Source organism: Embleya sp. NPDC005971 (assembly GCF_040629175.1).
GTDB lineage: Bacteria > Actinomycetota > Actinomycetes > Streptomycetales > Streptomycetaceae > Embleya.
In genome coordinates, this window is sequence record NZ_JBEXUX010000023.1 from 60,933 (window position 1) to 75,097 (window position 14,165).

General features: G+C 69.2%; 15 protein-coding genes and 1 pseudogene. 5 read left to right on the forward strand and 11 right to left on the reverse strand.

Annotated elements, in window-relative coordinates:
- Nucleotides 1–178: 178 nt before the first annotated feature.
- The 3 genes from ABZ374_RS21385 to ABZ374_RS21395 are packed head-to-tail and all read right to left on the reverse strand — an operon-like array spanning nucleotide 179 to nucleotide 1,688.
- Entirely contained in the window at nucleotides 179–1,276 is a 1,098-nt protein-coding gene (locus ABZ374_RS21385) for a methyltransferase domain-containing protein (RefSeq protein ID WP_360313311.1), read from the reverse strand.
- Nucleotides 1,273–1,473: a hypothetical protein gene (locus tag ABZ374_RS21390; protein WP_360313313.1), complete on the reverse strand. Its 201-nt coding sequence runs from the start codon at nucleotides 1,471–1,473 to the stop codon at nucleotides 1,273–1,275. Before ABZ374_RS21390 ends, ABZ374_RS21385 begins: the two co-directional genes overlap by 4 nt.
- Nucleotides 1,473–1,688 (reverse strand): hypothetical protein, encoded by a 216-nt coding sequence (locus ABZ374_RS21395; protein WP_360313315.1) that lies wholly within the window; start codon nucleotides 1,686–1,688, stop codon nucleotides 1,473–1,475. Before ABZ374_RS21395 ends, ABZ374_RS21390 begins: the two co-directional genes overlap by 1 nt.
- 955 nt (nucleotides 1,689–2,643) lie before the next feature.
- Here ABZ374_RS21395 and ABZ374_RS21400 point away from each other — a divergent pair.
- Nucleotides 2,644–3,195 (forward strand): annotated as a pseudogene (locus ABZ374_RS21400) (DUF5753 domain-containing protein); the annotation flags it as partial.
- 35 nt (nucleotides 3,196–3,230) lie between these two features.
- Nucleotides 3,231–3,428: a DUF397 domain-containing protein gene (locus tag ABZ374_RS21405; RefSeq protein WP_360313317.1), complete on the forward strand. Its 198-nt coding sequence runs from the start codon at nucleotides 3,231–3,233 to the stop codon at nucleotides 3,426–3,428.
- A gap of 326 nt (nucleotides 3,429–3,754) precedes the next feature.
- On the opposite strand, the gene ABZ374_RS21410 is transcribed toward ABZ374_RS21405, so the two are convergent.
- The 3 genes from ABZ374_RS21410 to ABZ374_RS21420 form a co-directional block, all read right to left on the reverse strand.
- Nucleotides 3,755–4,477 (reverse strand): hypothetical protein, encoded by a 723-nt coding sequence (locus tag ABZ374_RS21410; RefSeq protein ID WP_360313319.1) that lies wholly within the window; start codon nucleotides 4,475–4,477, stop codon nucleotides 3,755–3,757.
- Between the two features lie 163 nt (nucleotides 4,478–4,640).
- A complete protein-coding gene (locus tag ABZ374_RS21415; RefSeq protein ID WP_360313321.1) occupies nucleotides 4,641–5,264 on the reverse strand; it encodes a GNAT family N-acetyltransferase in 624 nt (207 codons plus the stop codon).
- 82 nt (nucleotides 5,265–5,346) lie between these two features.
- A complete protein-coding gene (locus tag ABZ374_RS21420) occupies nucleotides 5,347–5,988 on the reverse strand; it encodes a TetR/AcrR family transcriptional regulator (RefSeq protein ID WP_360313323.1) in 642 nt (213 codons plus the stop codon).
- A gap of 147 nt (nucleotides 5,989–6,135) precedes the next feature.
- Here ABZ374_RS21420 and ABZ374_RS21425 point away from each other — a divergent pair, with 147 nt between their 5' ends.
- The 3 genes from ABZ374_RS21425 to ABZ374_RS21435 are packed head-to-tail and all read left to right on the forward strand — an operon-like array spanning nucleotide 6,136 to nucleotide 8,914.
- The gene (locus ABZ374_RS21425) at nucleotides 6,136–7,362 is read left to right on the forward strand and encodes an acyl-CoA dehydrogenase family protein (RefSeq protein ID WP_360313325.1); all 1,227 of its coding nucleotides are present in this window, start codon (nucleotides 6,136–6,138) and stop codon (nucleotides 7,360–7,362) included.
- Nucleotides 7,359–8,111 carry an SDR family oxidoreductase gene (locus tag ABZ374_RS21430; protein WP_360313327.1) on the forward strand — a complete coding sequence of 251 codons (753 nt, stop codon included), beginning with the start codon at nucleotides 7,359–7,361 and terminating at the stop codon, nucleotides 8,109–8,111. The genes ABZ374_RS21425 and ABZ374_RS21430 overlap by 4 nt, the downstream gene beginning before the upstream one ends.
- Entirely contained in the window at nucleotides 8,111–8,914 is an 804-nt protein-coding gene (locus ABZ374_RS21435; RefSeq protein WP_360313329.1) for an SDR family oxidoreductase, read from the forward strand. The genes ABZ374_RS21430 and ABZ374_RS21435 overlap by 1 nt, the downstream gene beginning before the upstream one ends.
- A gap of 44 nt (nucleotides 8,915–8,958) precedes the next feature.
- Here ABZ374_RS21435 and ABZ374_RS21440 read toward each other — a convergent pair whose 3' ends face one another.
- The 5 genes from ABZ374_RS21440 to ABZ374_RS21460 form a co-directional block, all read right to left on the reverse strand.
- Nucleotides 8,959–9,591: an FMN reductase gene (locus ABZ374_RS21440; RefSeq protein ID WP_360313331.1), complete on the reverse strand. Its 633-nt coding sequence runs from the start codon at nucleotides 9,589–9,591 to the stop codon at nucleotides 8,959–8,961.
- 59 nt (nucleotides 9,592–9,650) lie between these two features.
- Complete coding sequence (locus ABZ374_RS21445; RefSeq protein WP_360313333.1) at nucleotides 9,651–10,769, reverse strand: LLM class flavin-dependent oxidoreductase; 1,119 nt, start codon at nucleotides 10,767–10,769, stop codon at nucleotides 9,651–9,653.
- A 128-nt stretch (nucleotides 10,770–10,897) separates the two neighbouring features.
- Nucleotides 10,898–11,590, reverse strand: a complete 693-nt coding sequence (locus ABZ374_RS21450) for an FCD domain-containing protein (RefSeq protein ID WP_360313335.1) — start codon at nucleotides 11,588–11,590, stop codon at nucleotides 10,898–10,900.
- Nucleotides 11,591–11,635: 45 nt separating this feature from the next.
- A complete protein-coding gene (gene leuA / locus ABZ374_RS21455) occupies nucleotides 11,636–13,447 on the reverse strand; it encodes a 2-isopropylmalate synthase (protein WP_360313337.1) in 1,812 nt (603 codons plus the stop codon).
- Between the two features lie 289 nt (nucleotides 13,448–13,736).
- The gene (locus ABZ374_RS21460; RefSeq protein WP_026218929.1) at nucleotides 13,737–13,958 is read right to left on the reverse strand and encodes a hypothetical protein; all 222 of its coding nucleotides are present in this window, start codon (nucleotides 13,956–13,958) and stop codon (nucleotides 13,737–13,739) included.
- Between the last annotated feature and the right edge of the window lie 207 nt (nucleotides 13,959–14,165).

The following is a 14,165-nucleotide window of genomic DNA, read 5'->3' on the forward strand; positions in this document are numbered from 1 at the left end:
GGAGCGGGAGGGACGGACGGCCCGGGCCGTTTCGCGTGGAGCCGTCAGCCGTCAGCCGTCAGCCGTCAGCCGTCAGCCGTCGCGCCGACGCACCGGGGCCGACGCCGAGGTCGGAACAGCCCCGACACCGCGTGACTTCGAGAGTCGGGGCTGCTCCTGCGGTCCTCCGGGGAGCCTCTCAGCGAGCCGACGCCGCGCGGTCCACGCGACCGCGCGGTCCGGCGTGCCACGTCCACTGGCCATCGCCGGTCACCGTGACGCCGTGCTGCTCGCGTGGGGGTTCACCCCGCGCCCGCCACGCTTGGTAGGCGGCCTCGATCTCCCGCCACAGGTCACGCGGCCCGCCCTCGTTGACCTCGAACACGCGGGCGTCCGGTACGTAGTCGACGGCTGCCCAGGACTCCCCGTCGACGTACCACGTGGTGAACTCCCCGGCCCGCGCGCCCGATCCGAAGAACGTGCGTTGCTCGACATCGGGCAGCCGAAGGCCGATCGCGAAGTCCGCGTGCTCCTCCTGAAGGGGGCGCGGATCGGTCGTCGTGTGGCGGATCCTGCCCGCGTTCGGGTCCGCGATCACGTCGCCCACGAAACGCCGGGCCTCGAACCTCGGTCGCTGCGACCGGGCCCACATGAAGTTGACGTTTCCCACGAACCGGCCCGACGCCGTGCCGTCGCCCGCGACGACCAGACGCAGGAGCCCGGAGTTGTGGAAGGCCGTGCCCCAGGGCGTAAGAATCACCCCTCCGGGCCGGACCTGTTCCACCCACGCGTAGGGCACGTTCCGCACCGCCATGGCGGCGATGAGGCGATCGTAGGGAGCGCCCTCCTGGTACCCGCGCAACCCGTCGCCGACGATCAGGGTCGGCCTCGAATCGGCGGCACGCAGGGACTCCTGCGCCTGGATCGCCACGAGGGGATCCACTTCGACCGAGGTCACCCGACCGGCCGTGAGCGCGGTGGCCAACAACGCGGTGGACCACCCGGTACCGGTCCCGATTTCGAGAATCTCGTGATCCGGGTCGACGTCGAGTTGTTCGAGCATGAGCCGCACGAGCGAGGGTTGCGACGCCGACGACGTCGGGATCAGGCTCCCGCCCGGCATGCCGTCATCCACTTGGGTGACAAGCGGGATGTCGGCCGCCACGACCTCCGCCCACGCCTCGGGATCGACGTCCCGGTCGATCCGGGCGTCGTCGCTCCTCCACACCACCGCCGGGACGTACGAGCGCCGGGGCGTCGCCGCGAACACGGCGTCCCAGTCGACCGAGGCGCTCACTGGTCCTTCTCCTTGTCCTGGTCCTTGTCCTTGTCTTTGGGCGGCACGGGCCTGTCCCACCGGCCATCGCACTGCCGCTGGGGGGTCTTGGCGTCGCCGTCCTTGTCGTCTTTGGCATGGTCCGCCATCGTCGTGCCTTCCGAGTCGGTGGGTGTCGGGTCGTTGTCGGTCGGTGGCGGCATCGGTATCGCCGTCATTACCCCTCCTCTTCGTCGAGCGGAAACGGAGGCTCCGACCAATCGGCCACGGCGCCCAACAGGCAGCCGACGCGCTCCAGATCGGACAACAACGCGAACCACTCGGCGCCGACCGGCGGTCGCACCGTCGCCAACATGCCCTGGTCCACAGCGCACAACTCCGCGAGCGTGCCGTCCGGCCGAAGGGTCGCGTCTTCCCCGCCGACGTATCTCACGCTCCGGTACAGAATCGGCGTAGGCGGCCGAAGAATGACCAAATCCCCAACCCGGCAAGCGAATTCGATCCCACTGCGCAGCCGGAGGTGAACCTGCCGCCCCCGCACGTCCATAAGCACACCCTCGCGCCCCGAATACGCGTCGCGACACCACGCATGCCGATAGCGCTCGAAGAACGCCCACCCCCGATCGAGATCCTCCTGCGTACTCCCCGAAGCCCGCTGCCGAGTGGTCATCGAACGTTCCGTCCCCCCGAGCGCACCACGCGGAACCGAACCGACAACCGCCAGGTCCACAACAAACGAAGGTACGACCGAACTCGCGGCCTCCGGGGTGGGATGAACGCAGCACTATCGGCTTCCGCCCCGCCGACCCACTCCCGAACCAGCAGGCTCAACCGCTCGTCCTGCCAGTCGCGATCCACCACCGGCACAGGTACCGAACCGCGTTGAGTCCACCCGAATTGATATGTCATCGTGGGCACGTGTCCTTTCTGTGAGGCACGCGGGGAGTGGGGCGACTCGCCAAAGTTGAGCCCCACTCCCTACGCCCGTCGCGGCCCCATCCTTCGACCTGCGACGTTTTGAGCAAGGGAGTTGCCTCTCCGTTCCGTACACAGTCTGTCGCTCTACGTCCCCATCATGGGTCGGGAGAGCTAGCCTGTGCATCTCGGCACCGTTACCGATTTGCGGTGGAACGGAAGGGGGAACACCCGTGCGATATCAGCAGAAAGACCTCGAACCTCAGGGCTCGCCACGTCAGATGTTCGGGCGCGAGATTCGGGTCAAGCGCAACGGCGTGGGCATGTCACTGACGGCATGCGCGTCGATCCTGGGCTACAGCAAAGCCGCGATGTCTCGATACGAGACCGGTGAGAGCACCATCCCACCGGACATGCCGGCAAAACTGGATATCGCGTTCGAGACGGACGGGTTGTTCGTGCGGCTCTACCAGATGGTGGAGCACGACCAATTCCCCAGTCGCTACCGCGCGATCATTGCGCTTACGGCGGCAGCGACCAGGATCTGGCAGTACGCCGGGGCCACTGTGCCCGGGCTGTTGCAGATTCCGGACTACGCTCGGGCGCAGTTCGTCGGAGGCGAACCCGGGGCATCAGACGCCGAGATCGAACGACGTGTGATCGCGCGCATGAATCGGCAACGCATCTTCACCCGGGAGCACCCACCACAGTACGGCGCCATCCTTGACCAAGCGGCCATCAGTCGTCAGATTGGTGGCCCGGCCGTCATGCGCGCCCAACTCGAAGTGCTGTTGCCCCGGATGGACACGCAGTACGGCACGATCCAGGTCCTACCGTTCAGCTCCGAAGCCCATCCGCAGTTGGGCGGTTCCCTGACACTGCTGACGCTGCCGGACAGTGAGCCCGTCGCATATCGCGAAGGCAGCCACGCCGGACAATTGCACGAAGATCCCACTACCGTCGCAGACCATCAAGCGACGTACGATCGTCTACGCGCCTACGCTCTTTCCCCTAGAGAGTCGGCAGCGATGATCCAGGCAGCCATCAAGGAGTTGGAATCATGCCAGGACCCCGAGGCGCAAACGTCACGACGTGGCGCAAAAGCACGTACAGCAACGCGGATCAAGGCGAATGCGTCGAGGTCCGCAGTGATCTCTCGGGCATCGTCCCGATACGCGACTCGAAGGACCCGAGCATCGGACACCTGACGATCGGCGCGGCATCCTGGACGGCACTGACCGACGCACTCCGCGACTGACCCGGCCCTGACCGCACCCGCGTTCTACGCGATACGCAATCGGTCGGCGAGAGCCAGTAGTTGCGTCGGCCTGCGGCGTTCGCGCGAGATCAGGTCCGCGACGACTCGGCGGGACGTGCCGTGGTAGCGCATCCATTCGGGGGCGGTGTGTTCGGCCTTGAGGATGGCGCGGGTTGCCCGGTCGTCGTTGACGAGGTCGATGTCGATGCGGTCGGCGCCGATCCGGGCGGCGGCGTTGGCGAGGCCCGGCTCACCCGCCCTCCGCTCCCCGTGCCTCGAAATTCTCGTGGCACAGGGAGCGTCGGCGGTTCTCTCGATGAGGGCCTTCAGACGGTGTCGACCCAGAAGGCTTCGATCCAGCGTGCCTGACCGGTGCTACCGATCCAGTAGGCGCCGACCCACGGCCACCCCCACGGATACCCCGATTCGGGCTGGAAATAGGTGCCCCCTTGCCAGCCGACATCTTGTATGTGGCCGGCTGCCACGACCGAGTTCGGTCCGGAGTTGAAGAAGGCCAGCTCCTCCAAAGGCTGCAAAAGCGGGGTATACATGACTACCGAGGCGTCTGCATTATTGTCGTCGAAGCTGAGGGGAAATATCGACCCATAGCCGAAATCGCTCCAATGACCTCGGAGTCCCAGGTTGTAGCCGAACGGCGGATGCTGGTACCACAGAAACTGAACGGCGACGATGGGGTCGTTATTGCCTGCATTCCCCACATAACCGGGATTTAGCACATCATTGGAGAGTTTCCAGTCCCCCCAGACCTGCGTATTGCTCCGGCTCAGTGCGCGGTACCACAGGGTGCCACCGTCGGCACTGCGGGCCGACCCTGCCGGAGCGGCCTCTCGCCGCATCTTGGACAAGGTCTCGGCGGGGACCTTGACCCTCGCCCCACCGTCCCGGTCGGCACTCTTGGGGACGACGAACCTCTCCCCGCCCAGGGTGATCGTCTTGGTGGATTCTTCGTTCGCCTGAGCCGAAGCCGGGACGATTGCCCCCGCCAGTCCTATCAGGGAAGCCGCCAGCAATACGGCAATTCTTCGCATGGAAAACCCAATCGCAGATTGAAGTTAATTGATTAAGTCATCCATACTCGAACGCGTCAAGGCTGCATTTTCGGCCAGCAGAATTGCCCTGTAATCGACTACATACCCGCCATAATGTGATTCCCCGGCGTCCGGTCACCGGCCCGGACTCGGCTCGTTTCCCTCACGCGCCGAACATGTCGCGGCACGCCGCCAGTCCCTCGATCTCGGCCGGGATCGTGCGGTGTTCGAGCCAGGCGTCCCTCGTCAGGCGCAGGCGTTGCAGTGGGCGCGGGGTGTTGTCCTCGTTGTGCAGGACGTCGAGGCCGTCGTCGGCGTAACCCAGGCGTCGCGACACCGCGAGGGAGGGGGCGTTGTCCGGGAAGGCGGACGAGACGGCCCAGTGTGCGCCGAGGCCGGCGAAGGCCAACTCCAGGATCGCGGCCCGCATTTCGGTGCCGAAGCCGCGCCCCTGGTGGGCCTGTCCCAGCCACGATCCGGAGGAGACCTCGCGCCGACGGGCGAAGTCCTTGGCGCCGCAGTCCTGGGTACCGATGATCACGCCGTCGTGGACGACCGCGAGGAGCAGTCGCCAGTTCTCCGGCTGCCAGTTCGCCCAGGTGGCCCAGTAGTGCTTGAGGCCGTTGCGGGCGAACATCGGTTGCGGCTGACGTGTCCACGGCTCGCTGAAGGGCATCCGGTCGGGCGCGTGGATGCCGCGCGCGGCCAGTTCCACCAGCTCTACCAGGTCGTCCTGGCTCGCCGTACGCAGTTCCAGTCGGGGCGTGGTCACTCGCAGCCCGAACACGGGCCAATGGTCAGTCAGCATGGTCGATTCTCGACGCCACACACGGTCCCACGCGAGCGAATTCCGCCGCCGAGACGGCCTGCTACCGCGCTCCCGCCGCCGGGGCCAGCCCATGCAGCAGCAGGTCGGCGAACGCGTCGCCGACCTGTCGCGGCGACATCGGGCCGTCGAGCTGATACCAGCTGTTGAGGTGGTGGACGCCGCCGAAGAAGTTGTGGGTGGCGATGTCGGCCGACACGTCCGCGCGCAACAGGCCCTCGTGCTGGCCCTGTTCGATCAGCGAGCGGAAGCGGTCGTGGTAGCGCCGCCGCTCGGCCCGGATCTCGTTGCGCTTGTCCGGCGCGAGCAGATGCATCGAGCGGAAGTAGACGACGGCGTCGTCGATGTTGCCCAGCGTGGTGACCACGACATCCGCCGCCGCCTCGCGCAGGCGGTCCACGACCGGCTCGGAGCCGTCCGCGATGGTGTTCAGCCGCTCGGTCTGCATCGCGAGCACCCGGTGGTAGATCTCCACCAGGAGGTCGTCCTTGGACGCGTAATAGTGGTACATCGCGCCCTTGGTGACGCCGGCGGCGGCCACGATCTCCTGGACCGAGGTGCTCTCGAAGCCCCGCTCGGCGAACATCCGTGAGGCGATCCGCAACAGTCGCTGGGGCAGGGGCGCCCCGTCGACCTCGGCCTCGGACCCAACCGGTGCCGCGTTGCCGCGACCTCTAGCCGCCATGATGTCCAACCTTTCGAGGGAGCGTTCGACGCTACCCTAGCCAAGATACCGACCGGTCGGTACCGTATTTTGCGCACGGTACGTTTTCGCGCACCCTACGGCCACGAAACGTCCGCGCCGTCCGCGACCAGGGAGAGGCAGGCGCCGGTGGACTTCAGCTACGACGCACGGACCGAGGAACTGCGCGAGCGGCTGCTCGCGTTCATGGCCGAGCACGTGTACCCCGCCGAAGCCGTGTTCACCGAACAGGTGGCCGAGCCGGGTGCCGATCCGTGGGGCCGGCCGCCGGTGATCGAGGAGCTCAAGGTCGAAGCCCGCAAGCGCGGCCTGTGGAATCTGTTCCTGCCGGGCGCCGAGGGCGCGGGGCTGAGCAACCTCCAGTACGCGCCGCTGGCCGAGATCGCCGGCCGCAGTCCGCACCTGGGCCCGGAGGCGCTCAACTGCGCCGCGCCGGACACCGGCAACATGGAGCTGTTGCACGACTTCGGCACGCCCGAGCAGCAGGAGCAATGGCTGAAGCCGCTCCTGGAAGGCACCATCCGCTCGGCGTTCTGCATGACCGAGCCCGACGTCGCCTCCTCCGACGCCACCAACATCACCACGCGCATCGTGCGCGACGGCGACGAGTACGTGATCGACGGCCGCAAGTGGTGGTCCTCCGGCGCGATGGCGCCCACGTGCGAGATCCTGGTCGTGATGGGCAAGACCGACCCGGACGCGCCGCGCCACCGCCGGCAGAGCATGATCCTGGTGCCGCGCGACACCCCGGGCGTGCGGATCCGCCGCGGCATGCACGTCTTCGGCTACACCGACGGGCCGCACGGCGGGCACGCCGAGGTGGTCTTCGACAACGTACGGGTGCCCGCCGCGAACCTGGTCGGCAACGCCGGCGACGGCTTCGCCATCGCGCAGGCCCGGCTGGGCCCCGGCCGGATCCACCACTGCATGCGGCTGATCGGGATGGCCGAACGCGGCCTGGAGCTGATGTGCCGCCGAGTGGTCGCCCGCGAGGCGTTCGGCGGACCGCTCGCCGACCAGGGCGTGATCCAGGAGTGGATCGCCGAATCCCGGGTGCGCATCGAGCAGTTGCGCCTGCTCGTGCTCAAGACCGCGTGGCTGATGGACACCGTCGGCAACCGCGGCGCGCACCGGGAGATCCAGTCGATCAAGATCGCCACGCCGCTCACCGTCGAATGGATCCTGGACAAGGCCATCCAGGCGCACGGCGCCGGCGGCCTGTCCCAGGACTTCGTGCTCGCGTCGTTGTGGACGCACGCCCGCACACTGCGGCTGGCCGACGGGCCGGACGAGGTACACCGCCGTTCGCTCGCCCAGCGCGAGCTCAAGTCCTACCGAGAGGCAGCCGCCCAGTGAGTGACGCGTCCCGTCCCGTAGCCATCGTCACCGGCGCCAGCCGAGGCATCGGCCTGGGCATCGCCCAGGCCCTGGTCGCACGCGGCGACCGGGTCTGCGTGACCGCGCGCGGCGCGGACACACTCGCCGAGGTGGTCGCCTCACTCGGCGGCCCCGAACACGCGATCGGCGTCGCCGGAAAGGCGCACGACCCGGCCCACCAGGACGCGGCGGTGACCGCGACCATGGAGGCGTTCGGCCGGATCGACATGCTGGTCAACAACGCCGGCATCAACCCGGTGTACGGCCCGCTGGTGGAACTCGACCTCGACGCCGGGCGCAAGATCCTGGAGGTCAACCTGCTAGCCGCGCTCGCCTGGACCCAGCGTGTGCACAAGGCGTGGTTGGGCGAGCACGGCGGCGCGATCGTCAACGTCTCCTCGCTGGCCGGCGAGCGGCCCGCCCACGGGATCGGCTTCTACGGCGTCAGCAAGGCCGCGCTGACCCACCTGACCGCCCAGCTCGCGAGCGAACTCGGCCCGCGGGTAAGGGTGAACGCGGTGGCGCCGGCCGTGGTCAAGACGGTCTTCGCGAACGCGCTGTACGAGGGCCGCGAGGACGAGGTCGCGGCGGCGTATCCGCTGGCCCGGCTCGGCGTGCCCGAGGACGTGGCCGGCGCGGTGGCGTTCCTGCTGTCCGAGCAGGCGAGCTGGATCACCGGTCAGACGCTGCTGGTCGACGGCGGCGTGAGCCTGTCCGGCGGCGTCTGATGACCGCGCTCGCCGGCGCCGGCGTGGTGATCACCGGCTCCGGCGCCGGGATCGGCGCGGCGCTGGCCCGGCGCTTCGCCGCCGACGGCGCCCGGGTGGTGGTCAACGACCTGGATCCGGACGCGTGCCGTGCCGTCGCCGCCGAGATCGACGGCATCGCGCTGCCCGGCGACGCGGCCGGCGAGGAGGGTGTCGCGGCGCTGGTCACCGGCGCCCGCAAGGCGCTCGGCGGCGAGATCGACATCTACTGCGCCAACGCCGGAATCGGCGAGGGCAGCGGCCTGGACGCCTCGGAGCAGTCCTGGGACCGCTCGTGGGACGTCAACGTGATGGCGCACGTACGCGCCGCCCGGCTGCTCACCCCGGCCTGGCTGGCCCGGGGGCGCGGCCACCTGGTCACCACGGTCTCCGCCGCGGGCCTGCTCACCATGCTGGACGCGGCGGCGTACTCGGTCACCAAGCACGCGGCCTACGCGTTCGCCGAGTGGATGTCGATCACCTACGGCGCCAAGGGCATCACCGTGCAGGCGGTCTGCCCGCTGGGGGTGCGCACCGCGCTGATGGGCGCGTCCGGCGAGGCGGCCCGGCTGCTCCTGGACGACGGGGCGATCAGTGCGGCGGAGGTCGCCGAGGTGGTCGCCGAGGCGATCACGGGCAACGCCCCGTTCCTGGTCCTGCCGCACCCCGAGGTGGCCCGGATGTACGCGGGCCGGGCCGCCGACCCGGATCGTTGGCTGGCCGGGATGCGCAGACTCCAGTCGCGACTGGAACAGGCGAAGGAAGACCGAGCGCGGGAGAACTGACCGCCGGACCCGGGGCCGAAGCACATCTTCGGCCCCGGGCGGGCTCATCCGCGTCGCAGCGCGGCCAACTGCTCGGCGAACGGCACCACTTCCTCGACCGGGTCGGGCCCGGCCGCGGCCTGCGGCAACCCCGCCGCGAGGTCGGCGAGTTCGCCACCCGCGCGGGCGATCCGCGCGGCCAGGTCGTCGCCGGCACCCGCCGACGTGCCCCAGTCCTCCGTCGCCGCGTAGACCGAGGTCGGTACGACCGCGGCCCGCAGGTAGGCGAACAGCGGGCGCAGCGCGTGCTCCAGGGCCAGCGAGTGGCGTGCGGTGCCGCCGGTCGCCGCGATCAGCACCGGCTTCCCGGTCAGCGCGGTGTTGTCCAACACGTCGAAGAACGACTTGAACAGCCCGCTGTAGGACGCGGTGAAGATCGGCGTGACCGCGATCAGGGCGTCCGCCCGGGTGACCGTGTCGATCGCCGCGCGCAGCCCCGGCGGCGGGAAGCCGGTGATCAGGTTGTGCGCGATGTCCACCGCGACGTCGCGTAGTTCGACCGTGTGCACGTCGACCTCGACGCCCCGATCGACCGACTGCCGCCTGGTCGCCTCGGCCAGTCGGTCGCCGAGCATGCGGGTGGACGAGGGTTTGCCCAGCCCGGCCGAGACGACCACCAGCTTGACCGGTTGCGCCATGGTGATCCCTGTTCCCTTCTCTGTCGTTGCGCCGGATGTCCGGTGATGGGTGGGACCGGTCAGAGCGCCGGCGCGCTCTCGCCGGCCGCGACCTGCGCCGCCGCCTCGTCCCGCCGGGCGACCAGTGCCGCGTGGGTCGGACCGGCCGGCACGTCGGCCGCGCGTCGGGCGGCGAACTCCCGGCGCAACACCGGCAGTACCTCCTCGCCGAGCAGGTCGAGCTGTTCCAGCACGGTCTTCAGCGGGAGTCCCGCGTGGTCCATCAGGAAGAGCTGACGCTGGTAGTCGCCGAACGAGTCGCGGAAGGTCAGCGTCTTGTCGATGACCTCCTGCGGGCTGCCCACGGTCAGCGGCGTCTGGTCGGTGAACTCCTCCAGCGACGGACCGTGGCCGTACACCGGCGCGTTGTCGAAGTAGGGGCGGAACTCGCGTACCGCGTCCTGCGAGTTCCGGCGCATGAACACCTGGCCGCCGACCCCGACGATGGCCTGCTCGCGCGTACCGTGGCCGTAGTGCTCGAAGCGGTCGCGGTAGAGGTTGATCAGCCGGACGAAGTGGTCGCGGGGCCAGAAGATGTTGTTGGCGAAGAATCCGTCACCGTAGTAGGCGGCCTGTTCGGCGATCTCGGGGCTGCGGATCGAGCCGTGCCACACGAACGGCGGGACGCCGTCCAGCGGTCGCGGGGTCGAGGTGAAGCCCTGGAGCGGGGTCCGGAACCGGCCCTCCCAGTCCACCACGTCGTTGCGCCACAGCTCGTGCAGGAGCGCGTAGTTCTCGATCGCCAGCGGGATGCCCTGGCGGATGTCCTGGCCGAACCACGGGTAGACCGGCCCGGTGTTGCCGCGACCCATCATCAGGTCCACCCGCCCGTCGGCCAGGTGCTGGAGCATCGCGTAGTCCTCGGCGATCTTCACCGGGTCGTTGGTGGTGATCAGCGTGGTGGACGTGGAGAGGATGATCCGCTCGGTCCGGGCGGCGACGTAGCCGAGCAGCGTGGTCGGCGACGAGGGCACGAACGGCGGGTTGTGGTGCTCACCGGTCGCGAACACGTCCAGGCCGACCTCCTCGGCCTTGAGCGCGATCGCCACCATCGCCTTGATCCGCTCGTGCTCGGTGGGCTCCCGGCCGGTGGTGGGGTCGACGGTGACGTCTCCGACGGTGAAGATCCCGAACTGCACGATGACCACTCTCTCAGTAGTTGAACACTCAATCAACTGATGAAAGCAGGATCGGGTCCGAGCTATTCCCGAAGCGCGCACGGGCCTGCGGCCGGATCCGCCACCCCTTCCTCGCTGCTCGCTACTCGCTACTCGCGCAGGATTTGCAGGCTTACCGCCAGTTCGGCTTCGGTCACCCGGGCTGCCGTGGTGGCGTCGCGGGCTCGGATGGCGGCCACCATGGCCGCGTGGGCGTCGGCGCCCGGGTCGGCGGAGGCAGTGCGCAGGCCCTGTTCGTCCATGGCCGCCAGCAGGTCGAGCAGGCCCGGGCGCATGGTCACCTGGAAGACGGCGAACAGGTCGGTCAGCACCTCGTTGTGGGCCGCCGCGACGATGCTCGCGTGGAAGGCGATGTCCGCGTCGATGTACGCCTCGTCGTCGCCGAGCGCCGCGGCCCGCGCGGCCAGGCCCGCCTCCAGCGCGGCGAGGTCCTCGTCGGTGCGCCGCTCCGCGGCCAACATCGCGGCCCGTACCTCGATCAGATTGCGTACCTCGTACACCTCGACCGCCGAGGCCCGCCGCAACCGCGCCGGCAGATCCTCGACCGGTTCGGTGGCGATCACGAAGACGCCGGACCCCTGCCGGGACTCGACCAGGCCGGCTCCCGCCAGGGCCCGGATCGCCTCGCGCACGGTCGAGCGGCCGATGCCCAGTTCCGCGCCGAGCGCCACCTCGCCGGGCAACTTGCCGCCCACCGGCCAGCGCCCGGCGGCGATCTGGTCGCGAAGCCGCTCGGCCGCCTGGCCGACCAGCGGGCTGCGGCGCAGGGGGCCGAACGTCATCGCGTCACCATCACGTCTCAGGTTGTCTGACGAATTGCCCGAATCCTAGCCGGGAAGCACGCCCACCCCCTCCCGCTCCCCCGCGCGAGCCCGATTCACCGCCGAGATCGTCGCGCGCACCGAGGCGGCCAGGATCGAGGTGTCGATGCCGACGCCCCACCGGGTGACCCCGTCGACGCGGCACTCCAGGTACGACGCCGCCTGTCGGTCGCCCCCCGCGCCGATCGAGTGCTCGACGTAGTCCAGGATCTCGACCCGGATGCCGGCCGCGCCCAGAGCCGAGGTCAGCGCGGACAGCGGACCGTTGCCGGTGCCGTCCACCGGGCGACGGCCGGCCGCGTCGGTCAGGGTCCCGGTGAACCGGTGCCGCCCGGGTCCGCCCTCCTGCACCCGCCATTCGGTGACCTCGATCGGCGAGTGCCGGTCCAGGTACTCGCCCTGGAACAACGCGCCCAGTTCGGCCGCGGTGATCTCCTCGCCGCTGTCGTCGGTGGCCTCCTGGACCACCCGGGAGAACTCGATCCGGAGCCGGCGCGGCAGGTCCAGCCCGTGCGCGCTCTGCATCAGGTAGGCGATGCCGCCCTTGCCGGACTGGCTGTTGACCCGGATCACCGCCTCGTAGTCACGACCCACGTCGGCCGGGTCGATCGGCAGGTACGGCACGTCCCACGGCGCCTGCGCCGCGGTCGAGCCCAGCCGTTCGGCCTGCCGCGCGTGGTGCGCGAAGCCCTTCCCGATCGCGTCCTGGTGGGTGCCGGAAAACGCGGTGTAGACCAGGTCGCCGCCATAGGGATGTCGCGCGGGTACCTCGATCCGGTTCGCGTACTCGACCGTGCGCCGGATCTCGTCGATGTCGGAGAAGTCGATCATCGGATCCACGCCCTGCGTGTGCAGGTTCAGCGCGAGCGTGACCAGGTCCACGTTGCCGGTGCGCTCGCCGTTGCCGAACAGGCAGCCCTCGATCCGCTGCGCCCCGGCCAGCAACGCCAGTTCGGCGCAGGCGACCCCGGTACCACGATCGTTGTGCGGATGCACGGACAGGATCACCGCGTCCCGGCGGGCCAGATGGCGGTGCATGTACTCGATCTGGTCGGCGTAGACGTTCGGCGTGGCGATCTCGACCGTGGCCGGCAGGTTGTGGATCACCGGTCGATCCGGGCTCGCGTCCCACAACTCGGTGAGGCTGTCGCACACCTCCAGGACGTAGTCGGGTTCGGTCAGGTTGAACACCTCGGGCGAGAACTCGAAGCGGATGTCCGCCCCCGGCCGCGCGTCCGCGCCGCGGGCCACGTCCTTCGCGCCGGCCAGGATCAGGCCGTGCAGCGCGGCCCGGTCGTGCCCGAGCACGACGTCGCGCCAGGTCGGCGCGGTCGCGGTGTACATGTGTACGACGGTGTGCGGCAGGCCCTCGATGGACCGATGGGTGCGTTCGATCAGGTCGGTCCGGGCGGCGGTGAAGACCACGATCGTCACGTCGTCCGGAACCGCGTCGCTCTCGACCAGGTGTCGGACGAAGTCGTAGTCGGCGCGGCTCGCCGACGGGTAGCCGACCTCGATCTCCTTGAAGCCCATCGCCACCTGCAGGTCGAACATCCGCCGCTTGCGCGCCGGGTCCATCGGCTCGGCCAGCGCCTGATTGCCGTCGCGCAGGTCCACCGGGACCCACAGCGGGGCCTGTTCGATCCGCCGGGTCGGCCAGGTGCGTCGGTCGGGGTCGATCTCGACCCGAACCCGCTCGTGCGCCGGGCGGTAGCGGTGATACGGCATCGCGCTCGAACGTTGCCGGTTCCAGTGCGGTCGGCCGTCGGGAATCGGGCCGGCCGGGGTGCGCAGGGTGGGAAAGCCGTGTTCGGTCATGGTGCGGGGTCGTCCTCGCCGTTCGAAGGGGTCGACCGGCAGCACCGAACCCCGCGGCGGGGCGCCGGTCGGCTCAGACCCCGCCGCGGCGACCGAGAAGAAGGACGCGCGGCTTCATGGCGGTGACGCTAGCACAAGTTGTCTGACAACCTGATGTCTTTGGGCGGGAGTGAACGCCTGCGAATGTGCGTGCGGAACGCCGCGAACAAGGCCACGCAAACAAGAAGGAGGCGCCGACCCGGTTACCCGGGGGCGCCTCCCCTGTGCCGACCGCGTGGAGTCGGGACGTTCAGAGGTTGCTCAGCTTCGCGTAGGGACGGCAGATGCGCTCCTGGCGCGATCCGAAATCGACAGTGACCGCGATGTCCTCTTCGACACCGACGATCCGACCGAGTCCGTACTGATCGTGCGTCACTCGTGCACCGAGTTCGAAATCCTCGATGATGGGAGCGACCGGGACATTGAAGGGACTGGTGGGCAGAATGCGCCGGGTCACGGCTGACGTCGTCATCCCCACCAGTATGCGCCTGTCGGGTGACGCGCGGGGCGTTCGGGGGCGGTATAGGCGAAGCCGTAACCGGAAAGTGTCCCCACGATATGGCGGTTCGAATCCCGTATGCGCCCGTCGAACCCGACCGATATGCCCCGCTCGCAACTTCGCCGCAGGTCACGCGGGATCCGGCCACAACCGGGCCGTGCACCGTATGCGCACAACGCC